This is a genomic window from Terriglobus sp. TAA 43 (assembly GCF_000800015.1).
Lineage (GTDB): Bacteria > Acidobacteriota > Terriglobia > Terriglobales > Acidobacteriaceae > Terriglobus.
Window position 1 is genome coordinate 1,067,850 of sequence record NZ_JUGR01000001.1, and the last position, 21,146, is coordinate 1,088,995.

Sequence of the window (21,146 nt, forward strand, 5' to 3'; positions counted from 1 at the left end):
AAACTCGCATGCCTACTGAAGAATCGGCACACCGCCAAGGTCTTGCGAAGCAGCGATGCGTGCAGACCATTCAGCCGGACCAGTGGTATGAACGCTGGTGCCATCCGCACTAACCGCAACAGTCACGGGCATATCCACGACCTCAAACTCATAGATCGCCTCCATGCCAAGGTCTTCAAACGCCAGCACCTTCGACGCCTTGATAGCCTTCGACACCAGGTACGCCGCGCCGCCAACTGCCATCAGATACACCGCGCCATTGTTCTTAATGGCTTCGATCGCCTGCGGTCCACGTTCGCTCTTGCCCACCATGCCCAGAAGACCGGTCTGTTCCAACATCTGCCGCGTGAACTTATCCATCCGCGTTGCGGTCGTCGGCCCCGCTGGCCCAACCACCTCTTCACGCACCGGATCAACCGGGCCAACGTAGTAGATGAAGCGATTCGTGAAATCCACCGGCAGCTTCTCACCACGGTTCAGCATGTCCGTCATGCGCTTGTGGGCAGCGTCACGTCCTGTCAGCAGCTTGCCATTCAACAGGACAGTTTCACCCGCCTGCCAGATCGCCACTTCCTCACGCGTCACCGTATCCAGATTCACGCGGCGCGCATTCGTGGGGTTGTAAGTCAGCTTTGGCCAGTCTTCCAGCGACGGCGGGTCAAGCTTCGCCGGTCCGCTCCCGTCCAGGTGAAAATGCACATGCCGTGTGGCCGCGCAATTCGGAATCATGGCAACGGGAAGATTCGCAGCGTGCGTTGGGGCGTCGAGAATCTTGATATCCAGCACAGTTGTAAGGCCGCCAAGCCCCTGCGCACCAATACCCAGCGCATTCACCTTGCGATACAGTTCAATGCGCAGCTCCTCAGTCTTGTTCTGCGGACCGTGCGCAATCAGCTCCTGCATATCGATGGGTTCCATCAGCGACTGCTTCGCCAGCAGCATCGCCTTCTCCGCCGTCCCACCAATGCCAATACCGAGCATCCCTGGCGGACACCATCCCGCACCCATCTGCGGCACCATCTTCAACACCCAATCCACAATGCTGTCCGACGGGTTCAACATGGCGAACTTGCTCTTTGCCTCGCTGCCGCCGCCCTTCGCCGCCACGATTACATCCACGCCATCCCCCGTGACCAGCTCGGTGACCACAACGGCAGGCGTATTGTCCTTGGTATTCTTTCGGCTGAACGCGGGATCCGCCAGCACCGACGCACGCAGCGTATTGTCCGGGTCCAGATACGCACGACGCACGCCTTCGTCACACATCTGCTGCACGTCCATGGTGGCATCGGCAAACTGCACGCCCATGCCGATCTTCAGGAAGACTGACACGATACCGGTGTCCTGACAGATGGGACGATGCCCCTCCGCGCACATCCGGCTATTGATCAAAATCTGCGCCATCGCATCCTTGGCTGCCACCGACTCCTCCAGCTCATATGCTCGAGCGAGGTTCGTGATGTAGTCCACGGGATGGTAGTAGCTGATGTACTGCAGCGCGTCCGCAACGCTGGCGATGAAGTCTTCCTGCTTGATCTGGGTCATGACATTCCAATGGTACGGCAACGGGAAATCCAGTCCCACCACCGACGGAAATGTCTTCATCTCCAAGGGTTAGGAGCTTAGGCTATCGAAAGATAGCCGAGCCTTTACAGCTTTTTTATGTCCTAATAGCGACAATTCCCGCAACAACTGAAACTTATGCACCACTTTCTCGTCAGGACAGGTCTTTTATGTGTGGTATCGCAGGATTTCTGGCCCTAACCGCGCCAGTGACTTCTCCATTTGAAACGCTGAATACCATGGCGTACCAAATGAGAAACCGGGGTCCAGACGCGTATGGCTCGTGGGTAGGCCCACAGTCAGAAATCGGTATGGCGCACCGCCGTTTATCGATCATTGATCCCACACAAGACTCTGACCAGCCGATGCAACTTAAGGGCGGCTCTCTCACCATCGTCTTCAATGGAGAGATCTACAACTTTCGCGAACTTCGTGCGCAATTGGAGTTTTACGGGCATCGCTTTCTGACTGAGAGCGACACAGAGGTCCTTCTCCACATGTACCAGCAATACGGGCTGGACATGCTTCCGATGCTTCGAGGGATGTATGCCTTCGCCATATGGGACCGAGACAGCCGGACACTTGTGTTGGCACGGGATCCCTTGGGCATCAAGCCCATGTACTACAGCGTGGTCAATGGCAAGTTTTGTTTTGCTTCGCAGGTGAAATCACTCACGCCACTGCTGGACACATACACTCCTGATCCCGCAGGGCAGGCAGCCTTTCTCTTGTGGGGTTCGGTTCCTGAGCCTTACACGCTCTATCGTGAGATTCGCTGTATGCCTGCGGGATCCGTGATGATCGTAGAGTCGGGATGTGAGCCTCGGATCATACAGGGCGAGACCGTCAGCGACGTCTTTGCCGCAGCCGCGGAACAAGAGGTGACGCAGGATTCGTCGGAGCGACAGCATGTACTCCGCGAAGCACTGATGGACTCCGTTTACGCCCATATGATCGCTGACGTCCCAGTGGCCCTTTTCCTATCGGCAGGGCTGGATTCTGCAACCATCGCGGGTTTGCTGAGCGAAAGAAAAGAAGGGGCCCCCGAAACAATGACGCTTGGGTTTACCGGGGGCAACATCGCGAACGAAACGAAACTAGCCAGCGAAATCGCTGATTTTTACGGGTTGGGGCATAAGGAAAGGTATTACGGCGCACGCGAGTTCGCCCAGATGTACGAGGCGTTCGTAGAGGCGATGGACCAGCCCACCATCGACGGAATGAACGTCTTCATGATCAGCCGCATGGCCAAAGATTTTGGTTACAAAGTGGCCATCTCTGGAATCGGAGGCGACGAACTCTTTGCCGGTTATCCCAGCTTCCGTCAGGTCCCTTCGATGAAACGGACGTTTCAGTGGGCGAATGGCATCCCCGGCATAGGGCAGACATTCAGGTGGCTATCCGCACCTTTATTACGTCGGATCACGTCCCCGAAATACGCAGGTCTGCTGGAATACGGCGCAAATATCCAGGGTTCTTACCTGCTACGCCGCGGCCTCTTCATGCCATGGGAATTAAAGGAAGTAATGGACCCGGACATGGCCCGCGACGGCCTGCGTGAACTGGAGGAGACAGGCCTGATTGGGCTTCGCCTTCCGACGGCGATGCAGTCCGGCGATGTAGACAAAATGCATGTGCACATCCTTGAAATGACAATGTATATGCGGAACCAGTTGTTGAGAGATGCCGATTGGGCAGGCATGGCAAACTCTGTCGAAATACGAGTTCCATTTGCCGACTGGAAACTGTTGAAGATCCTTGCTCCCTATATCGTGCACGGGGGCTTCACGAAACAGGATATGGTCGCTACTCCCACGAGACATTTGCCGGCCCATATCCTGAATCGACCCAAGACCGGTTTCGCTGCTCCTGTCCGCGACTGGCTAAGCGAAGGTTTCCCGGGAGAAAAGCCAAAGCGTGGACTGAGGGGCTGGGCGCTTCATCTACAGAGGGCGTTCGCTGCGGGATGAAAGGAATCGTCCCCATACAATCAGACGATGCGTTCGATTGGCGATGTTCTGCAACAACTTCACTCTGGAGCAACAACCAGCCGCATGCTGGTTGAGCAATGCCTCACCAACATCGCTGATCCCAATGGCGAAGGCGCGCGCACCTTCACGCGCATCAACGACAAAGCGCTGCAACAAGCTAACGAAGCAGACGCTCTCCTCCGCGAGGGCAATACGGCGAACAAGCCTTTGTTGGGACTTCCCATCTCCGTTAAAGACCTTTTCGATGTCGAAGGCGAAACTACCACCGCAGGCTCGGTAGTTCTGAGCGAAGAGCCTCCAGCCGATCAGGACGCGGCCATCATTGCACGCGTGCGCTCCGCCGGAGCCGTCATCATTGGTCGCACGAACATGACAGAGTTCGCCTACAGCGGGCTCGGCTTGAACCCACACTACGGCACTCCCGCTAACCCGTGGGATCGCGCCCATCGCCGCATCCCCGGCGGTTCGTCGAGCGGCGCAGCTATCTCAGTGACCGATGACATGGCCATCGCAGCCATCGGTACCGATACGGGTGGGTCCGTGCGAATCCCGTCTGCCTTATGCGGACTTACTGGTTTCAAACCCACAGCGGGTCGCATTCCCCTGCACGGCACGGTGCCACTGGCTCGTAGCCTTGATTCCGTAGGCCCGCTCGCAGCCACAGTGGATTGCTGCGCCCGATTGGACGCTGTGCTCTCAGGCGAGAGCTACACACCGCAGCCGGCATTCCCTCTGAGCAACCTGAAGTTCGGCATCCTGCAGGGTTACGTTCTTGAAGGATTGGATGATGCCACTGCCACAGCCTTCCAGAACGCGCTCCTTGCGTTGAAAGAAGCCGGTGCGACCATAGAACCAGTGGAGTTCCCCGCGCTGGCGCGCATTCCTGCAAGCAACCAGACTGCGGCCGCAGAAGCCTATGCGTGGCACAGACGCTCGCTTGCAACCAACGGACACCGCTATGATCCACACGTCTCCACACGCATCCTGCACGGGGCCAACATGCTCGCCGCAGATTTACTCGACCTGATGCAGGCGCGCCGCGAAATCATCACTGAATCCATGCAAGTCTTCGCTGGCTACGATGCCATTCTGCTGCCCACCACGCCCATCATTGCGCCGCCCATCGCGGATCTGGAGCAGGACGACACAGCCTACTTCAATGCCAATGGGCTGATGCTGCGTAACACCAGCATCTTCAACTTTCTTGACGGCTGCGGACTTTCCGTTCCCTGTCACCGCCACGGTGAAGCGCCCGTCGGCCTGATGATCGCCGGCACTCACGGCCACGATGCCCACATACTGCGCGTGGGCTCTGCAATCGAAGCGGCTCTATCGCCGTTGCGCCAATAAGAAAAGCCTCGCCAAAGCGAGGCTTTCTCACGCACATAAGAGCTGACTACTCGACGGTCAGTTCACGGGTAATCAAATCGCGCGTATCGAACTGGCTGATCGTCTTCGGATCGGTCTTCTTATCCTTCGATTCGGCCCAGAGCTGATAGTCCACCGTGCGCGAAAGCTGCACAAAACGGAACTTGCCCGTTTCATCCACGGTTACGGACTTCACATTCTTGTTGCCGTCATTCTTCAGGTACACCACAGCGCCCTTCAGCGGTGCGCCGTCTTTGCTCTTCACGACACCACTGACCACGCGTTCATGCACCACTGTCTTCGTGTCATAAGTGCCAATGCCAAGACCCTTCTCACCGGCCGAGCCTGTCCCGTTCGCGTTGCGGCTCATGCCCGGAATAAACTGGGCGCCTGCACTCGCAACTCCGGCAAGGGCGAACACTCCGGCAAGAACAACCATGAAAAAAGGGAAACGCTTCATGGGCACGATTTTACTCCTCACGAGGGTAGTTTCGCATCCCTGTTTCTCGTGCGGCGAACATCCACACCCGCGAGAGGCAGCCCTAGCCTTTTAGTAGAGCAATGACGAGTAACGTACCGAACATACTTACGACACCGATGCCCGTTAGCGCACAGAACCGAATTTGTCGGGTCCCATCGTCACGAGTACTGGACGCGTTCTCTGGTTTAAGTGCAATGAAGAGAGCTACGGCGACAACGACCAGCAACTTCAAGCCCTCTAAGAGGGCCAGCGCCGGACGGTGGTGTTCCATCAAATCCCATAGCGACACGAAAGAGCAGGCTATCGCAGGGAAAGTCGAAGCAGCAGCAATTGGATATCTCGATATGGCCATAGTCCCTAACCTAGCGTGCAATAATATGCGATCGGCGCCGTGGCGAGATCGTATGTTGGATAACTCAGCCCCGTAGCCCGCCCTTGGGAAACTATAGAAGCGGCTGACAATGGGACAGCCACAGATTGTCGTCGAAATTCTCTGCCGCCCGGCTCGCCTAGATACTTAATCCCCGATCTAACTCCCTGAGAGGGATACAACATGAACACGCGCAGGGAAAAAGATTCGCTTGGCTACGTGGAGGTTCCCACAGAAGCGCTGTACGGAGCGCAGACCGCACGTGCCATCGTGAACTTCCCCATCAGCGGCCTCCGCGCCAATCCTTTTCTTGTTCGTGCATTGGCACTTATTAAATTCGCCGCTGCAAAGGTGAATGGCGACCTTGGTCTCATCACGCCGGAACAGTCCCGCGCCATCCAGCTGGCAGCGCAGGAAGTTCTCGACGGTCAGCATCTTGATCAGTTCGTTGTGGACGTGTTCCAGGCCGGTGCAGGTGTTTCGCTGCACATGAACGCAAATGAAGTTCTGGCAAACCGGGCTTCGCAGATCCTTGGGGGCAATCTCGGCGAATACGCGTTGGCGCACCCGAACGACCACGTGAACTACGGTCAAAGTACAAATGACGTCTTCCCCACTGCCATGCGCCTCTCTGCCCTGCTTGCCCTGCAGGAGCTCTATCCGGTGCTGGAATCATTGTCAGAGGGTCTCGAAGCAAAAGCCGCGGAATTTGATCACATTCTGAAATCCGGCCGCACGCACATGCAGGATGCCGTTCCCATCCGTCTTGGCCAGGAGTTCGCAGCCTACGCTGTCGCCATCCGTCGCGCCAAAACTTTCATTGCAGAATCGAGCGCCGGTCTTCGCGAACTTGGGCTCGGAGGCTCGGCCGTTGGCACCGGCATCAATACCCATCCGAAGTATCGTTTTCTGGCGGTTGGTTTGTTAACCGAACGAACGGGAGAACCCCTTACCGCTGCCGACGATATGCGCTACGCCATGCAGTCGTGTGCGCCCATGGCCAGCCTGTCCGGTGCGCTGCGAACATTGGCGCTGGAAATCATTCGCATCTCCAACGACCTTCGTCTTTTGTCCTCCGGCCCAAACACCGGTTTCCGGGAGATCGATCTTCCCAGTCTGCAACCGGGCTCGTCCATCATGCCGGGCAAGGTCAATCCCGTACTGCCGGAACTCGTTGCGATGGTCGGTTTTCAGGTCTGCGGCAACGATGCTGCGGTCGCCATGGCAGTACAGGCTGGCCAACTTGAATTGAATGTGATGATGCCCTCGATGGCGCACAACGTACTCCAGTCCATCACCATCCTCACCAATACACTGCACGAGCTGGATCACCGCTGCATCCGCGGCATCACAGCCAACGAAGCCCGCTGCGCCTTCTATGCGCAATCTACGGTCTCACTAGCCACCGCACTGAATCCTTATATCGGCTATGCGAAAGCAGCCGAGGTCGTGAAAGAATCCATCGCTACCGGACGTTCCATCATCGACCTTGTGCGCGAGAAAGACCTACTGACAGAACACCAGATCGACACCATTCTCGACGCACGAGCCATGACCGAACCGCGCGAAAAAGAAGACGCCTAACGTACCAAGGCCGCTCATTACGAGCGGCCTCAGTTTCGAAAGCTGGAAATACCTTACTTCGACAGGCGTCCGAAGCGATACACCACACCCGCTTGAATACCCAGGTTGTTCTGCACCGTTCCACCGAACGTGGTGCCCACATACGTCGGCTGCACACGAACTGCCAGGTTGTTGTAGATGTTGTAATCGGCAATTACGGAAAACGAATACGCGAACTTCGCATTGGAATCCGGCCACATACCCAGATCTTCCGAGCGCAGTCCCTTCGCATCGCCGCCGAACTTGCTCATGGCCACACCAGCCACAGCGTTGGCACTGAGCGTGTACTTTTCCTTGGCGTAAAAGCGGTACTGCGGACCAGCCATGAACGTGTATTCGCTGATCTGCGGGCTGTACACGCCATTCTTCACATACAGGTTCGGGATGTTGGCGTTGCCATAGAAACCACGGACGTCGCCCACAATACCCAACGTGGGGCTGAGTTGGTAGTTGGCATTGGCGAAGAAGTTGATCTCGGAAATCTTCTGGAGATTCTCGCCCGTGCGGAAGCGAAGAAAGCCGCCGCCACCCGCTACTTCCCAGCGGTGCGAATAGGCATCGGCAATATTGCGTGCGATACGGGCCTGGCGATTCGCATTTTGACGACGCGAGCTGCGGGTAGGCGTGGACGAAGTGGCCTGGGCGGCGGCCGTTGCGGCAAACAAGACTAACGCGGCGGAGGCGGCAAGCGCGCGCGGCGCCGGTGCGGTGAAACGGAACATCAACCAATACTCCTCAGGTGGCCCGCAGGCTTGCTACGTTGGACGGAAGCGGATGAAAATCCGGGACGACCCGGACGGACCACAACACCCATTAGAACATTCCCTGCCGGACACGCGCGAGAAAGAACCGAACCATGGCAAAACAGAGCAGAAATTCCGGCAGATCCAGCCGCCGCAGTGGTGGCAACGGCATCGGCAAGTTCATCCTGGGCATGTTGCTTGGCGCCGCCCTCACCCTGCTGACCATCGCTGCGTGGATGCGTTTCGGCAAGCCACCCGTCGCCGTCAGCGATGCCGCATCACTCTGGGAGCCGCTGGTGGCCAGCGTTCCGGCCAATGCACGCGCAAAGGCCGAAGCAAAGACTCCACCCTTCCCTGCCAGCGAAGACACCTTCGAAGCGGCCGCGAAGCTCTATCGGCAACAGTGCGCGTCATGCCACGGCGCGCCGGGGCAAAGCTCTGCGACCGGACGAGCCATGTCGCCCCGAGCTCCGCAGTTCTTCTCACCACAGGACAAATCCGTTCTTGCTTCCCAGAAGCCGGGTGAGATCTATTGGAAGACCGCGTATGGCATCCGCCGCACCGGCATGCCCGCTTTCGGCAAGACCTTTACCGATACGCAACTGTGGCAAATCAGCCTTCTGCTGCAGGCTTCCAACAGCGAACTGCCAGACCCCGTACGCAACTTACTCACAGAGGGGTTGCCTCCACTGCAACCCACAGAGATCAAGCCATGAACGAAGAAAAGCCCCGGCACCCAGCCGGGGCTTTTACATTCGTGCACATCGTCTATTTCAACGAATACGTCAGCCCGGTTGTGAACGTAAGGCTGTTCTTGTTGTAACCGGGGTCCGGGTTATTGATGTAGCTCTCTAACGCCGTCACGTTGATGGCAAACCGCTTAAACAGCGGCGCTGCCAGCGTCACACTGCCGTTTGCCGCGTACGCATGGAGATCATTCCACGCCGGGACGTAGGACGCGGTCTGCGTTAGGGACACCTTGTAAGGCAAAGATCTGCGATACGCTTCGCTGAATGTTGAACCAAACAGATTCAGGTTCAACGTAGGATCAAAGTGGCCTTGCCGTTGATAGTGCGCATCCGCCTTCAGATCAAGCTGGTGCAAAGGCTTATTGAATACGGTCCAACCGAAACCACCACCATAGAGCTGATTCAGCGCGATGCTTTGCGCATAGTTGTGATCGAAGGCAGTGGTCCCCAGAACATAAACGTTCTTCGAGATGTACTCATCGCGTTCCGCATCGGCGTGCATGATGCTGGTCTTGGCTTCCACATCCGTGCCAGTACCGCTAAGGACTGGCGGGGTGGTCAGTACGCCGTAGTTCTCAACGAAGTTCGCCGTGGTTCTGTTGCGTGGCCGGAAATACGGAACGACGGGGATCTGCCGGATCAGCGAAATACCAGCGGAAACGGCCCCTCCGTGAACCGTTGCCTGATTAAGAGTGGCGCCCAGGTTCACAGCACCATTCCATCCCTGGAAGAAAGAAAGATCGTGCGTCAGCGTGCTGTTGAAGGTCTTCTCGTCCACGACGAAGGCCACATCTTTCGCTGGGACCGTCTGCGCGGGAACCTGTGCGGTTTCCTGCACCATGATCGTGTCCGTAGTGATCTCGACCGGCGCTGGAATCACCTTCTTCGATTGCGCAACCGGCACGCCATGTTTCAAAACAGCAAATGCCCCATGCGTCTTCAGGTCTTTCACCTGCGACAACGGCACGGTAATTTCGCCTGCCATGTCGCTCTTGAAAACAACATTGCCGCCGACACTTCGTTCCAGCGTGCCGCTAAGCTGATCGCCGTTCGTGAAGATGAGGACATCCTTCTCCGGCGCCGCCTGCTGCGCCCTCAGCCCCATCGCCACACCGAGCACAAGCAAGGAAGCTACTCGCGCATTCAGTCTCCAGTGCATGTAACGTGTCATGGTAGTTAGCATAGCTGAGGCCATTTTTATGCACTCCTTGTACTCGTTAACCTGTCAGGTCTTGCAGGTGGGTCCCACGATTCCACTACCGTTGCATCCGCAGCAGATCTCCAGCGTGTTCTTTCGTTTCTTTGAAATTGCCGCGATTTCTCTGGGAGCATTGGGCGGCGTGCTGGCCCTGCGTCGCGATCAAGCGTCGCGTTATGACGTGATCGGATTGCTTGGACTGGGCCTGTTGAGTGGTGTAGGTGGCGGCCTGGTGCGTGACATTATGCTCGGCGACGGTCCACCGCTCGCGCTCGTGCATCCTTCGTATCTTGCTTACGCTCTTGCTGGCGCTGCCGTTGGCATCGTCTTCGGCCATACCGTTGGACCGCGCATGCTTGCCTTCATGAACATCGTGGATGCGCTTGCACTGGGACTTTTCACAGTTGCTGGCAGTACACGGGCTATGAGTGCCCACCTGGGTTTTCTGCCCTGCCTGATGCTTGGAGTAACGACTGCGGTCGGTGGCGGCGCATTGAAGGACCTATTTAGCGGCAGAACACCCGCGACCTTCCAGGAAGGCGAACTCTACGCCCTTGTCGCAACGTTTGCGGCCGCAGCATTCCTCGGCTTAACGCACATAGGTGTTCCGGTAAACCACGCGGCGTCCATCGGGACCACCATTGGCTTTGGCTTGCGACTTCTTGCCATTCGGTATGGGTGGCGCACCCAAGCTATCGGAACACTTTCGTAACCGAAACGTTTCGATTTCAAGTGGAGCCTGCAAATCCCTAAAGTGTCCTAAAGAAAGCCAGAAACACGGGCTTGCCAACTGTTTCTTCTTTTGCTTACTATTCGCTTCGCGTCGGGAGATTCACATTTCACCCAGACGCCCGAGACCCGGACAGGTCAAACCGTAACCATGGGGTTACCCATGTAACGGCGCGAATTGGGAGAGAAACAAAGATGTCGTGGTATGCCTATTGCATCGCGGAAAGGACTTCCTTTCCGGAGCTTCTTCGCCACCGTCGTCCGATGCCACTCGATGGAATCTCGGGACTCTTCGGAAACCAAACCTTCGCCTTCCCCGCCAGTGACCTCGCCGTTGTCGTCTCGGAGCACAGCCCCGAAGACGATGCCCGCATGGACCAGCAAGCTCAGCGCGATCATGCGCGTGTGATTGCGGAGTGCTTCAAGCACGCCACGGTTCTTCCCTTCCGTTTCGGAACTCACTTTGAAGACGACGACGCGTTGCGTCGCTCCGTCCGCTCCAACCATCGCCACTTCATTCACAACGTGGAACGCCTGCGCGGCAAAGCGGAAATGCACCTCAAGGTGCTCGTCGACGACATCTGCGGAGAGTCTCACAAGATCGTTCAGGGCACGGTCGGTAAGGAATACCTTGCCAGCCTGCGCGAGAGCGCCAGTGCACAGCGTGAACGCCAGTCCAAGGCTCGCGCTCTGCAGGTACAGATGCAGCGCATGTTCCTGCCCGACGCAGAGGAAGTTACCTGCAAGCGTGCGGGCGAAGGCAAGATGCTCCTCGATATCGCCCATCTGGTCGACAAGAAGCATGTAGAGCGTTACCAGAACAAGTACTCAACCGCCATGGACATGCTGAAGGACTGCCGTATGCAGCTCTCCGGCCCTTGGCCTCCGTATCACTTCGTGCAACGGCATCAGCCGCCGCACAACTCCGCCAACTAAACAAACGTTGGCCCTTAGCAGAAGAAGGCCCGCTCAAACTGAGCGGGCTTTCTTATTGCGATATTTATCTCTCGAGAACAGTAAGCCGATCTACGGTCAGCTCTCGGATACGCAGTGAGTCGATACGCGCTTCCAGAATCCGTACGCGACGAATGGCCAGCGCTCCGATTGCAACGGCACCGATTGCGACCGCACCGACTGCCAAAGCACCAATTCCAAGAGAACCAGCGGCCATGGTGCCTACAGCAAGTGCGCCGCACGACTCTTTCTTCCTCAAAGCCATACCGCACCTCCCTTTTGATCTGAACTGACTAAGCGTTACCAGCAGTGGGACCTACTGCCGCCACGGGCTTCTTACGGCTCATCAGGCGGCTCCGCTTTTTACGCGAAACCTGGCTCGCATGATCCAGCTTGCTCCAGAAGGCCACGAAGTAATCCACCGCGCTCAGGATCGATACAAACGTCATCCAGTAGATAGCCGTCACTGCGATGATGTGCACCGGAACAAAGAACCAACCTGTGTCATTCCGCCATCCCGGACCAACCCACCAGGCGCTCCATCCACGATCCAGGATTGCAGCAACAACGGATACAATTTGCAGCACCGTCTTCAGCTTTCCAACTTCGCTGGCGTCGATGGTGAATCCTTCATTCGCAGCAATCGAACGAAGACCGCTGACCAGAAACTCGCGACCAATGACCAGCACCGCAATCCAGGGCTTCACAACGTGCGGATTGAAGCTGACTAGGCAGACATAGCCAGCCGTCACCAACATCTTGTCCGCCAGCGGATCCAGCAACATACCAATGGTGGTGATCTGTCCACGTTTCCGGGCGAGGTAACCGTCTAATCCATCCGTAATGGCCGCCAGGATAAACAGCAGCGACGCAGCCACTTCCTGCGCATGCCCCGTAATCGGAGAGCTTGCGGAGAGCAGCCAGATAAGCAGCGGAAGGCAAGCGATCCGGCTCATCGTAATGGAATTGGGCAGATTCAAACGGGATGTACCTGGTCACAATGAGGCATCATGCCCAATAGCGACGTCACCATGATTCTTGCACAGGAAGGAAAAGAAAGGCAGAACGCAATGTGCGCCATGTCCACGATGACTCAATGCGGCATAGCAAGGGCCATCGCGCCCATTACGTTCTGTTTCTTAGGCGTAGATTCCACGCTGCTTCGTCGTATATGCCACGCGGTCAATCGCCAGCATGTATGCCGCAATCCGGTTATTCACGCTGTGGGCCTCGGCGTAACGAATTACGTCATGGAAGCTCTGAGTCATCAAGCGATCCAGCCGATCATTCACCTCGTCCTCGGTCCAGAAGTAGCCCATGCGATCCTGCACCCACTCAAAATAGCTGGCCGTCACACCACCCGCATTCGCAAGGATGTCCGGCACCACAAATACGCCATTCTTCTCCAGAATGTCGTCCGCAGCAGGCGTCGTGGGACCGTTCGCACCTTCTACAAGAATCCGCGCTTTCACAGCTCCGGCATTGCGGCTGGTGATCACATTCTCGTGCGCTGCGGGAATCAGAATTTCGCACGCCGTAGTTAACAACTCTTCGCTATTCGCCTCAGACGCACCGCTGAAATTGCGAATGGAACCGTTCTTCTTGCGATGTTCTACCAATGCAGGAATGTTGATACCGTCAGCGTTGTACAAACCGCCATCCCACTCTGCGATGCCGATCACCTTGTAGCCTTTTTCGCGCAGCAGCAACGCGGCATTCGATCCCACGTTGCCGAATCCCTGCACCACCACGCGGCAATCTGCAGGCTTCTTATTCAGGTACTGCAGAGCCTGATCGCAAGCCACGGAGACACCGCGTCCTGTTGCAGCGGAACGTCCGCGCGAACCGCCAATGTTGATCGGCTTACCCGTCACCACGCTCGTCACGGTCTGCCGCATGTGCATGGAGTAGGTATCCATGATCCATGCCATCGTCTGCTCGTTTGTGTTTACATCCGGTGCAGGAACGTCCTTCTCCGGGCCAAAGACATCGATCATCTCTGCGGTGTAACGACGTGTTAACCGTTCCAGTTCGCCCTGGCTCATCTTTTTCGGATCGCAGATGACGCCACCCTTGGCACCACCGAAGGGAATATTCACCACGGCGCACTTCCATGTCATCCAGCTCGCCAGCGCGCGCACTTCGTCCAACGACACATCCGGCGCGTACCGAATACCGCCCTTTGCAGGCCCTCGCGCCATCGAATGCTGCACACGATAGCCAGTGAAGACTTCAATGCGGCCATCGTCCATCATCACCGGGAAGTGCACAATGATCTCGCGATTGGGCTGGCTCAGAACCTTCCAGATCCCTGCGTCCAGATCCAGTTTCTTTGCCGCAAATTCAAAGCGGGCGGCCTGAGCCTCCCACGGGTTCATCTCTTTTTCTAAAGCTGCTTCTGCTGCAGCCTGTTCCAGATCAACGGATACTGCCATACTTCTACGCCTTCTTTCCTTCATCGTCTCCGGTCACGCAGGGCCGCAGAAGACCACTTCAGTTGGACGCCTCAAAACCTGCCACAGGTGCATGAACAATCCGCGACACACGGGCATACGGCGGCCAAACCGGCGAAGTATAAGCATCCCGCCAAACAATGAGCAAGGCATGCCAAGTGCTGTGTATCGTATCGGCTAACAGCGTTTAATCTTCATGCGGAGGAATTTCGCCCGTGCCACGGTACGCCTATCAACTCCGCATCCGCGAAGGCTGCGAAGACGAATATGATCGCCGCCATGTGGCCGTGTGGCCCGAGTTACTGAAGGACCTTGCAGACGCAGGTGTGCGCGAATACTCCATCTTCCGCCGCGGCCAGCAACTCTTCCTCTATCTGCACGTGGACAACTTCGATGCTTTCCTTGCGCGCATGGCAAACAGCGAAGCCAATGCGCGTTGGCAAGCGATGATGTCCGACATCTTTGAATCCGTACCCGATCTTGCACCAGGCGAACGTTACGCCATGATGCCCGAAGTCTTTTACATGCCCGGCCACCCCGAAGGAACCGAATGAACGACGCACAGCAGAGAGTCTTTGCCGCACTCGACCACTTCCGCATTGAGCTTCCCTCCTGGGGATTCGCGAACACCGGCACACGCTTCGGCAAGTTCATCCAGCCCGGCGCCGCTACCACCATCGCGGAAAAGTTTGCCGATGCAGGCATGGTGAACAAGCTCACCGGCGTGGCACCTACCGTGGCACTGCATGTTCTGTGGGATCTGCCGAAAGGCGAAGGTTCTGTCAGCGAGATTCGCCAGCTTGAACAGCAGCACGGCATCCGGTCCGGCTCCATCAATCCGAACCTGTTTCAGGATCAGTCGTACAAGTTCGGCTCGCTCTGCAACCCGGATCCCGCAATCCGTAAACAGGCTACCGATCACATGATCGAGAGCGTGCAGATTGCCAAAGCACTCGGTTCGCGCGACATCTCGTTGTGGCTCTCCGATGGCGCAAACTATCCCGGCACACAGAGTGTTCAACGCCGCATTGGTTGGCTGACAGAAGCACTCGCCACAACACATGCAGAACTCGCACCGGACCAGCGTCTGCTCGTCGAATACAAGCCCTTCGAGCCTGCCTTCTACTTCACCGACCTTGCTGACTGGGGCATGGCGTACACGATGGCCAAGCAGGCAGGTCCACAAGCCGTCGTGCTCGTCGATACCGGCCATCATGCGCTGGGCACCAACATTGAACAGATCGTGGCTTGGCTGCTCCATCTCGGCGTACTTGGCGGCTTCCATTTCAACGATCGCAAGTTCGCGGATGATGACCTCACTCTCGGCTCCATCGACCCGTATCAGGTCTTCCGCATCTTCCACGAAATCCACGCACACGTTGCCAGCGGTGGTAGCCATGACATTGCTTACATGATCGATCAGAGCCACAACCTGAAGGGCAAGATGGAAGCCATGGTGCAGACCGTCGCCACCGCCCAGGAGCTCTACGCCCGTGCCGCACTGGTAGACCAGGCAAAGCTCTCAGAACTGCAGGACGCCTGTGCGTTGGTGGAAGCAGAAGAACTGTTCCGCAACGCCTTCTTCACTGACGTTCGCCCGCTGGTACAGGCGTGGCGCACCTCCAAGGGCCTGCCAGCCGATCCGCTTGCAGCATTGAAGGAAAGTGGCTATGTGGAGACCATCGGCCGCGAGCGTGCCGCAAAGAACGCCAGCAGCGGCGGGTCTTACGCCTGAGACGCCAGGGATTCATGGTCTAAGCTCAAAGCAGGATGCCAACGCAGGAAGAACAGCTTTACACCACCAATAGGCCTCACCCCAAGGTATGGATCGCCAGCACAGCGGCTATCCTCTTGCTGCTCTCGCTGCCGTCCATCCTGCCGCCAGACGGACAGACGCATCCCGGCCAGTTCCTTGGCCGCTTTCACGTCGGCCTGATTCATCTGCCCATCGGTTTGCTCTTTCTGGTGCCTGTTTTTGACCTTGCCGCAAAGAAGCGCCCGGCGCTTCAACAGGCGGCGGCAATCACTCTCAACATCGCCACCATCACAGCATTCTTGTCTGCGCTACTCGGCATCATTCTGGCCCACGCCGGAGCCTTCTCTGTCGACGAGGTACGGACTCACCTGTGGACTGGCATCGTTCTCGCCATCGCCGCCATCGCCATCACCCAGTTGCGCACGTTCCTTCCTCAGCGAGCATTACTGACCATCCCTCTCGCTTTGCTCACCCTCTGGACCGCCCACACCGGCGGCAAAATCGTCTACGGCGATGACTGGCTTACGGAGTTCTTGCCACACCTGGCTCCATCACGCAGCTATCCCTCTGTTGATCCCGAAGGTGTCTACGCGAAACAGGTCCAGCCCATCCTGAACGCAAATTGCGTGAAATGCCATGGCTCCCAGGAACGCAAAGGCAATCTGCGACTCGATAGCTACGGACACCTATTGGACGGCGGCACCAGCGGCGACATAGTGGCTGCAGGCCATCCCGAACGCAGCATCCTGCTGCATCGCATCACTCTGCCGCCAAACGATCCAAAGCTGATGCCGAAGAAGGGCGAACCGCTTACCCCGGCGGAGATCGAAACCCTCCGCGCGTGGATCACCGCAGGAGCTTCGCCATCCGCTACACCGACCACGCAGCCGTGAAACACGAAGGGCTCCGCGACGGGGGATCGCGGAGCCACTGCCTTCGTGCCAAGGGAAGCTTACTTGGTAAAGATCTCGCCATCCTGATGTGCCTGGCGATTCATGCCGCGGCGTGCAGAATCTTCCGCAGCCCGGTCGATGCCGGACTGATGTCCGCTCTCGGCACGTTCCAGCGAATTCACACCCGGACGCGCAGGTGTATCTGGCGTGTTCACCTTTTCCTTTGCCACTCCGTCGCCTTCACCTGCAACTCCATTTCCAGTCACACTGCTCATAATCCGTCACCTCGCCCAACATAGACGCGAACTTCACCCCTTAGGTTTGCCACGCCATTCCACGGCAAATCTTCAAATCAGATAAAGCCATGCGATCGAGCTAACATGAAACAGATGAGAAACTTCCTGACAGAAGCGAAAGCGCTCCATGACAGCAGCATTGTGCTGGATGGCCATGCCGATACACCGCAACGCTTTGTGGACGAGGACTGGAACTGGGCTGGCTCGCCACTTGGGGTGGGCCAACTCTCCTCGGAAACAGCCTCCGCTGGGCATCTGCACGGAGGCTTTCTCATCGCATGGCCAGAGCCAGACGCTTGGGCAGGCAAGTTCGCGGAACGCACCCGCACACTTATCGCAGGCATCCACCAACAGGTCGCAAAGCAACCGGAGGCCATCACCGTCTGCACCACCGCAAGCGAAGTCCTCAAAGCCAAACGAAACGGCCAATACGCAGCGTTGATCGGCATCGAAGGCGGCCACGCTATCGAGAACAGCCTCGACAACCTGCGTGAATTCCATGCCGGCGGAGCACGTTATATGACCCTGACCTGGGCCAACGCCAACGACTGGTGCGGCTCCAGCGGCTTTGGCGGCGACGGTGGCTTGACCAGCTTTGGACGTGACGTAGTGCGTGAGATGAATCGCCTCGGCATGCTCGTAGACATCTCCCACGTCAGCGATGCCGCATTCCACGACGTTCTGGAAACATCGTGGGCCCCGGTCATCGCCTCGCATTCATCATCACGTCACATCTGCCGCGCCGCCCGCAACCTTACCGACGACATGGCCCGGCAACTTGCAGCAAAAGGTGGCATCGTCATGGTGAACTTCTTCGCGGGCTTCCTTAGCGATGCGTGGCGGGAAGCTTGGAACGCATTGAAGCCGGAAAGAAGCTCAGCGATCGACAAAACCCGCGAAGAGTTCCGCGTACAGGGCAAGCCGTTCCTCTTCTTCGATGAAGTCGCGATCGAACGCGACTTCGCTCGCCGCATTCCTCCAGTTCCCTTCTCGGTTCTTGTCGAACACTTTGACCATCTGTTGAGCGTCGTCGGTCCGAAACACGTCGGCATTGGATCTGACTTCGACGGCATCGCGCTCTCGGTGGAGGGCATGGAGACAGCCGCCGATCTGCCGAAGCTTACTGCGGCACTTCTGGAACGCGGATGGTCCGCCGATGACCTTCGCGACATGCTCGGCGAAAACCTTTTGCGTGTCCTGAAACAGGCCGAGGACTTCGCCGCCGCGTGACCGCTTCCGCCGCGCGGCGTATTCTGGAAGCGGCATGATGTTCCGACTTGCTCCCCTATCTCTCTTCGCGATTCTCGCCGCTGCCCCGGTAGCGGCACTGGCACAGGCAGGGTCCACTGCACCGCCTGCCCAGCAACAGAATCCCCCGGCAAAGCCTGCGGACGACCTGCCGGATTCACCCGGCGCCGCTGAAGGCCTCGGCGTTCCGCCTGCTCCCAACGGTCCCACCGCCATCATTGACACCACGATGGGCCGCCTCACCTGCCAGTTCTTCCAGAACGAGTCGCCGAAGACCGTAGAAAACTTCATCGGTCTGGCTACAGGCACCAAGGACTTCACTGATCCGACAACCGGCCAGAAGATGCATGGCGTGCCCTTCTACGACGGCACAACCTTTCATCGCGTGATTGCCAACTTCATGATCCAGGGCGGCGACCGCGCTGGTACGGGCGCTGGCGACGCTGGCTTCTACATCGGCGAAGAGCGTTCCCCCGGACTTCGTTTTGATCGGGAAGGCCGCCTTGCCATGGCCAATGCAGGCCCCAACACAGGCAGCACGCAATTCTTCGTTACAGAAGCCCCCGTTCCTGAACTGAACGGCAAACACACCATCTTTGGTCAGTGCGATGCGCATTCCGTTGTGATCGTCCAGTCCATTGCCCGCGTGGAAAAGAACTCGCAGGATAAACCTGTAACGCCCGTGACCATCAAGCACGTCACAATTGTCCCGGAGGGTGGCACCATTCCGCCGGATCCAATGGCGACCCAGCCCGCCACTCCTGCAGCGCAGTAGGCATCCAACGTCGTACAGCAACAGAAAGGAAATACCCATGGCAGATCGCACACCCGGTACCTACGCCGTCTTCAACACCAGCGAAGGCACCATCGTCACGCGCCTCTTTGAGAAGGATGCGCCGGAGACCGTCGCCAACTTCATCGGCCTGGCTGAGGGCACCAAGAAGTGGGAGAGCCGCAGCAAGAAGGGCGACAAGCTCTATGACGGCACCATCTTCCACCGCGTGATCCCTGAGTTCATGATCCAGGGCGGCGATCCGGAAGGCACCGGCATGGGCGGCCCCGGTTACCGCTTCGCAGACGAGACCAAGGGTTCGCCGCACGGCTTCCAGGAGACCGGCAAGCTAGCCATGGCCAACGCAGGCCCCAACACCAACGGCTCGCAGTTCTTCATCACCGTTGCGCCAACCACCTGGCTCACCGGCCGCCACACCATCTTCGGTGAAGTTGTGGAAGGCTATGACATCGTGGAGAAGGTCAGCAAGGTCGCACGCGACGGCATGGACCGCCCCAAGAAGCCCGTCGTACTCGAGTCGGTAGTTATCGAGCGCGTCTAAGCTCACACAACACAGCAAGGAAACGGCCCGCATCTGCGGGCCGTTTTTCTGATTGCTACACAGTCGGAGCAGGCTCACCGTTGCTTCCTCGAGCAATCTTGCTCTGATCGAACAAACGCAGCACTGGGAAATCAATATCTGTTCGCGCGACCTTCCAGAAGTAGTTGGTAAGAAAGTTCAGAATCAGGTGACCAAAGACCTCCGCAATATCTTCATCACTCCAGCCAGCAGCTTTCACCGCGTCCACCTCTGCATCGGTAAGGTCACCCTTGTAACGGACCACAAGCAGAACAAAGTCGAGCAACGCCTGTTCCTTTGCATCACTGGACTTACCATGCCGCGCCAGTTCAATGTCCTCATCGGTTAGCTTCTGCTGCTTTGCCACCGCAGCCAGAAGCGAGATGCAGTATTCGCAGCCATTCTCTTCGCCAATTGCCAAGCCAATCTTTCGTGCCAACTGTTTGCTGAATCGCCCCTCGGTCAGGTTCTGAAACAGCGTCAGATAGCTGCTCATCATGGCAGTGGAATTGGTCATTGCCGACATCAGCAGGGGATGCTTTCCGAACTTCGCGCGTGTGGCGTCGAAGATCTCCTTCTGGGCTTCGGTGGCGGTTTCCGGGGTGAGTACATGAATGCGAGCCATGGGTGACGTCTCCTTGATTTATACCGATCGTTCGGTTTCATTCATAGATATCTCCACATAAGAGTCCTGTCAATTGGAACTTTACCGAATGTTCGGTTATCGTAGAAACGGGAGAGCGGCAATGCCCCAGGTTCGAAAAATAGAAGACGCGGAGTTGATGCAGCGATTGGCGCGCATATTCAAAGACGTGGGCTATGAAGCTGCGTCACTGGCGGTTCTGGCCAATGCCACCGGCCTAAAGAAGGCGAGCCTCTACCACCGCTTCCCCCTGGGCAAGGAGCAGATGGCGGAAGAAGTATTGGCCTTCACAAATCAAATTCTCGACACACACGTATTCCCGGTGCTTAGTGACGTAACGCGGCCGGAGAAAAAGATGAATTCGTTTGTCCGGGTAATCGACGAGTTCTACCTGAGCGGCAACGAATCCTGCCTGCTGAATCTTCTTTGCCCGCCGCGTGGCGAAGAGAGCGCTCGCGCCAAGGCCATCGCTGCCACGTTCAAGCGATTGATTGATGCATTGACGCACGTCGCAGAAGAAGCAGGAGCCCCAAAGAAGCTGGCAAAAGCCCGAGCGGAGCATGCACTAGTCGAACTGCACGGGGCGCTCGTACTCGCTCGTGCAACCGGAGACGACAAGGTCTTCCAGCGCATGCTGACTCGCCTTCCCACGATCATCCTGACAAGCGATTCATAAAGACAAAAGAAATGGCCCACTTCGGCGGGCCATTTCTTTTGCGAATCGCGATTCATCACT

At 57.4% G+C, this 21,146-nt stretch carries 22 protein-coding genes; 13 read left to right on the forward strand and 9 right to left on the reverse strand.

Annotation, left to right across the window (positions count from 1 at the left end; translation table 11 throughout):
• Positions 1 to 12 precede the first annotated feature (12 nt).
• Positions 13 to 1,545, reverse strand: coding sequence for a fumarate hydratase (locus M504_RS04485; RefSeq protein ID WP_047493455.1), 1,533 nt, complete (start codon positions 1,543 to 1,545; stop codon positions 13 to 15).
• 188 nt (positions 1,546 to 1,733) lie between these two features.
• Between M504_RS04485 and asnB the strand changes: the two genes are divergently transcribed.
• Together asnB and M504_RS04495 are read left to right on the forward strand one after the other, a co-directional pair.
• Entirely contained in the window at positions 1,734 to 3,533 is a 1,800-nt protein-coding gene (gene asnB / locus M504_RS04490) for an asparagine synthase (glutamine-hydrolyzing) (protein ID WP_047488459.1), read from the forward strand.
• Positions 3,534 to 3,560: 27 nt separating this feature from the next.
• On the forward strand, positions 3,561 to 4,904 hold the full coding sequence (locus M504_RS04495; protein ID WP_047488462.1) for an amidase: 1,344 nt from the start codon (positions 3,561 to 3,563) through the stop codon (positions 4,902 to 4,904).
• Positions 4,905 to 4,950: 46 nt separating this feature from the next.
• Here the strand turns inward: M504_RS04495 and M504_RS21085 are convergent, their stop codons facing one another.
• Positions 4,951 to 5,382, reverse strand: coding sequence for a carboxypeptidase-like regulatory domain-containing protein (locus tag M504_RS21085; protein WP_052200395.1), 432 nt, complete (start codon positions 5,380 to 5,382; stop codon positions 4,951 to 4,953).
• Positions 5,383 to 5,956: 574 nt separating this feature from the next.
• Here M504_RS21085 and M504_RS04510 point away from each other — a divergent pair.
• Positions 5,957 to 7,357 carry an aspartate ammonia-lyase gene (locus M504_RS04510; protein ID WP_047488469.1) on the forward strand — a complete coding sequence of 467 codons (1,401 nt, stop codon included), beginning with the start codon at positions 5,957 to 5,959 and terminating at the stop codon, positions 7,355 to 7,357.
• A 53-nt stretch (positions 7,358 to 7,410) separates the two neighbouring features.
• On the opposite strand, the gene M504_RS04515 is transcribed toward M504_RS04510, so the two are convergent.
• The gene (locus tag M504_RS04515; protein WP_047488473.1) at positions 7,411 to 8,118 is read right to left on the reverse strand and encodes a hypothetical protein; all 708 of its coding nucleotides are present in this window, start codon (positions 8,116 to 8,118) and stop codon (positions 7,411 to 7,413) included.
• 134 nt (positions 8,119 to 8,252) lie between these two features.
• Between M504_RS04515 and M504_RS04520 the strand changes: the two genes are divergently transcribed.
• Positions 8,253 to 8,855: a cytochrome c gene (locus M504_RS04520; RefSeq protein ID WP_052200397.1), complete on the forward strand. Its 603-nt coding sequence runs from the start codon at positions 8,253 to 8,255 to the stop codon at positions 8,853 to 8,855.
• Positions 8,856 to 8,907: 52 nt separating this feature from the next.
• Here the strand turns inward: M504_RS04520 and M504_RS04525 are convergent, their stop codons facing one another.
• Positions 8,908 to 10,083 carry a DUF481 domain-containing protein gene (locus M504_RS04525; RefSeq protein WP_084214089.1) on the reverse strand — a complete coding sequence of 392 codons (1,176 nt, stop codon included), beginning with the start codon at positions 10,081 to 10,083 and terminating at the stop codon, positions 8,908 to 8,910.
• A gap of 4 nt (positions 10,084 to 10,087) precedes the next feature.
• Here M504_RS04525 and M504_RS04530 point away from each other — a divergent pair, with 4 nt between their 5' ends.
• Both M504_RS04530 and M504_RS04535 read left to right on the forward strand, forming a co-directional pair.
• Positions 10,088 to 10,798, forward strand: a complete 711-nt coding sequence (locus M504_RS04530; RefSeq protein ID WP_047488476.1) for a trimeric intracellular cation channel family protein — start codon at positions 10,088 to 10,090, stop codon at positions 10,796 to 10,798.
• Positions 10,799 to 11,010: 212 nt separating this feature from the next.
• Positions 11,011 to 11,751, forward strand: a complete 741-nt coding sequence (locus M504_RS04535) for a GvpL/GvpF family gas vesicle protein (protein ID WP_047488480.1) — start codon at positions 11,011 to 11,013, stop codon at positions 11,749 to 11,751.
• Positions 11,752 to 11,815: 64 nt separating this feature from the next.
• Here the strand turns inward: M504_RS04535 and M504_RS04540 are convergent, their stop codons facing one another.
• From M504_RS04540 to M504_RS04550, 3 genes are all read right to left on the reverse strand, one after another.
• Complete coding sequence (locus M504_RS04540; RefSeq protein ID WP_047488484.1) at positions 11,816 to 12,034, reverse strand: hypothetical protein; 219 nt, start codon at positions 12,032 to 12,034, stop codon at positions 11,816 to 11,818.
• 28 nt (positions 12,035 to 12,062) lie between these two features.
• Complete coding sequence (gene pgsA, locus M504_RS04545) at positions 12,063 to 12,749, reverse strand: CDP-diacylglycerol--glycerol-3-phosphate 3-phosphatidyltransferase (protein ID WP_047488487.1); 687 nt, start codon at positions 12,747 to 12,749, stop codon at positions 12,063 to 12,065.
• Between the two features lie 159 nt (positions 12,750 to 12,908).
• A complete protein-coding gene (locus M504_RS04550) occupies positions 12,909 to 14,204 on the reverse strand; it encodes a Glu/Leu/Phe/Val dehydrogenase (protein WP_047488490.1) in 1,296 nt (431 codons plus the stop codon).
• A gap of 233 nt (positions 14,205 to 14,437) precedes the next feature.
• Here M504_RS04550 and M504_RS04555 point away from each other — a divergent pair, with 233 nt between their 5' ends.
• From M504_RS04555 to M504_RS04565, 3 genes are read left to right on the forward strand one after another with little or no spacing between them, the layout of a single operon-like run.
• Entirely contained in the window at positions 14,438 to 14,776 is a 339-nt protein-coding gene (locus M504_RS04555; protein ID WP_047488493.1) for an L-rhamnose mutarotase, read from the forward strand.
• Positions 14,773 to 15,957, forward strand: a complete 1,185-nt coding sequence (locus M504_RS04560) for a TIM barrel protein (protein ID WP_047488495.1) — start codon at positions 14,773 to 14,775, stop codon at positions 15,955 to 15,957. The genes M504_RS04555 and M504_RS04560 overlap by 4 nt, the downstream gene beginning before the upstream one ends.
• Positions 15,958 to 15,992: 35 nt before the next feature.
• Positions 15,993 to 16,871 carry a c-type cytochrome domain-containing protein gene (locus tag M504_RS04565; RefSeq protein ID WP_047488498.1) on the forward strand — a complete coding sequence of 293 codons (879 nt, stop codon included), beginning with the start codon at positions 15,993 to 15,995 and terminating at the stop codon, positions 16,869 to 16,871.
• A gap of 59 nt (positions 16,872 to 16,930) precedes the next feature.
• Here the strand turns inward: M504_RS04565 and M504_RS04570 are convergent, their stop codons facing one another.
• A complete protein-coding gene (locus tag M504_RS04570) occupies positions 16,931 to 17,146 on the reverse strand; it encodes a hypothetical protein (protein ID WP_047488501.1) in 216 nt (71 codons plus the stop codon).
• Between the two features lie 105 nt (positions 17,147 to 17,251).
• Here M504_RS04570 and M504_RS04575 point away from each other — a divergent pair, with 105 nt between their 5' ends.
• The 3 genes from M504_RS04575 to M504_RS04585 are packed head-to-tail and all read left to right on the forward strand — an operon-like array spanning position 17,252 to position 19,749.
• Positions 17,252 to 18,397, forward strand: coding sequence for a dipeptidase (locus M504_RS04575; protein ID WP_232296154.1), 1,146 nt, complete (start codon positions 17,252 to 17,254; stop codon positions 18,395 to 18,397).
• 34 nt (positions 18,398 to 18,431) lie between these two features.
• Positions 18,432 to 19,190 carry a peptidylprolyl isomerase gene (locus M504_RS04580; RefSeq protein ID WP_047488506.1) on the forward strand — a complete coding sequence of 253 codons (759 nt, stop codon included), beginning with the start codon at positions 18,432 to 18,434 and terminating at the stop codon, positions 19,188 to 19,190.
• A 37-nt stretch (positions 19,191 to 19,227) separates the two neighbouring features.
• On the forward strand, positions 19,228 to 19,749 hold the full coding sequence (locus tag M504_RS04585; RefSeq protein ID WP_047488509.1) for a peptidylprolyl isomerase: 522 nt from the start codon (positions 19,228 to 19,230) through the stop codon (positions 19,747 to 19,749).
• 55 nt (positions 19,750 to 19,804) lie between these two features.
• On the opposite strand, the gene M504_RS04590 is transcribed toward M504_RS04585, so the two are convergent.
• Positions 19,805 to 20,392, reverse strand: coding sequence for a carboxymuconolactone decarboxylase family protein (locus M504_RS04590; protein WP_047488511.1), 588 nt, complete (start codon positions 20,390 to 20,392; stop codon positions 19,805 to 19,807).
• 121 nt (positions 20,393 to 20,513) lie between these two features.
• On the opposite strand from M504_RS04590, the gene M504_RS04595 reads away from it, so the two are divergent.
• Entirely contained in the window at positions 20,514 to 21,086 is a 573-nt protein-coding gene (locus tag M504_RS04595; RefSeq protein ID WP_047488514.1) for a TetR/AcrR family transcriptional regulator, read from the forward strand.
• Positions 21,087 to 21,146 lie beyond the last annotated feature (60 nt).

Coding starts and splice junctions, on each gene's coding strand:
- M504_RS04540 (WP_047488484.1), bottom strand. CDS start 12,034: ATGGCTTTGAGGAAGAAAGAGTCGTGCGGCGCACTTGCTGTAGGCACC.
- M504_RS04580 (WP_047488506.1), top strand. CDS start 18,432: ATGATGTTCCGACTTGCTCCCCTATCTCTCTTCGCGATTCTCGCCGCT.
- M504_RS04520 (WP_052200397.1), top strand. CDS start 8,253: ATGGCAAAACAGAGCAGAAATTCCGGCAGATCCAGCCGCCGCAGTGGT.
- M504_RS04560 (WP_047488495.1), top strand. CDS start 14,773: ATGAACGACGCACAGCAGAGAGTCTTTGCCGCACTCGACCACTTCCGC.
- M504_RS04510 (WP_047488469.1), top strand. CDS start 5,957: ATGAACACGCGCAGGGAAAAAGATTCGCTTGGCTACGTGGAGGTTCCC.
- M504_RS04485 (WP_047493455.1), bottom strand. CDS start 1,545: ATGACCCAGATCAAGCAGGAAGACTTCATCGCCAGCGTTGCGGACGCG.
- M504_RS04570 (WP_047488501.1), bottom strand. CDS start 17,146: ATGAGCAGTGTGACTGGAAATGGAGTTGCAGGTGAAGGCGACGGAGTG.
- M504_RS21085 (WP_052200395.1), bottom strand. CDS start 5,382: ATGAAGCGTTTCCCTTTTTTCATGGTTGTTCTTGCCGGAGTGTTCGCC.
- M504_RS04495 (WP_047488462.1), top strand. CDS start 3,561: ATGCGTTCGATTGGCGATGTTCTGCAACAACTTCACTCTGGAGCAACA.
- M504_RS04595 (WP_047488514.1), top strand. CDS start 20,514: ATGCCCCAGGTTCGAAAAATAGAAGACGCGGAGTTGATGCAGCGATTG.
- asnB (WP_047488459.1), top strand. CDS start 1,734: ATGTGTGGTATCGCAGGATTTCTGGCCCTAACCGCGCCAGTGACTTCT.
- M504_RS04515 (WP_047488473.1), bottom strand. CDS start 8,118: ATGTTCCGTTTCACCGCACCGGCGCCGCGCGCGCTTGCCGCCTCCGCC.
- M504_RS04575 (WP_232296154.1), top strand. CDS start 17,252: ATGAAACAGATGAGAAACTTCCTGACAGAAGCGAAAGCGCTCCATGAC.
- M504_RS04530 (WP_047488476.1), top strand. CDS start 10,088: ATGCACTCCTTGTACTCGTTAACCTGTCAGGTCTTGCAGGTGGGTCCC.
- M504_RS04525 (WP_084214089.1), bottom strand. CDS start 10,083: ATGGCCTCAGCTATGCTAACTACCATGACACGTTACATGCACTGGAGA.
- M504_RS04585 (WP_047488509.1), top strand. CDS start 19,228: ATGGCAGATCGCACACCCGGTACCTACGCCGTCTTCAACACCAGCGAA.
- M504_RS04565 (WP_047488498.1), top strand. CDS start 15,993: ATGCCAACGCAGGAAGAACAGCTTTACACCACCAATAGGCCTCACCCC.
- M504_RS04535 (WP_047488480.1), top strand. CDS start 11,011: ATGTCGTGGTATGCCTATTGCATCGCGGAAAGGACTTCCTTTCCGGAG.
- M504_RS04590 (WP_047488511.1), bottom strand. CDS start 20,392: ATGGCTCGCATTCATGTACTCACCCCGGAAACCGCCACCGAAGCCCAG.
- M504_RS04550 (WP_047488490.1), bottom strand. CDS start 14,204: ATGGCAGTATCCGTTGATCTGGAACAGGCTGCAGCAGAAGCAGCTTTA.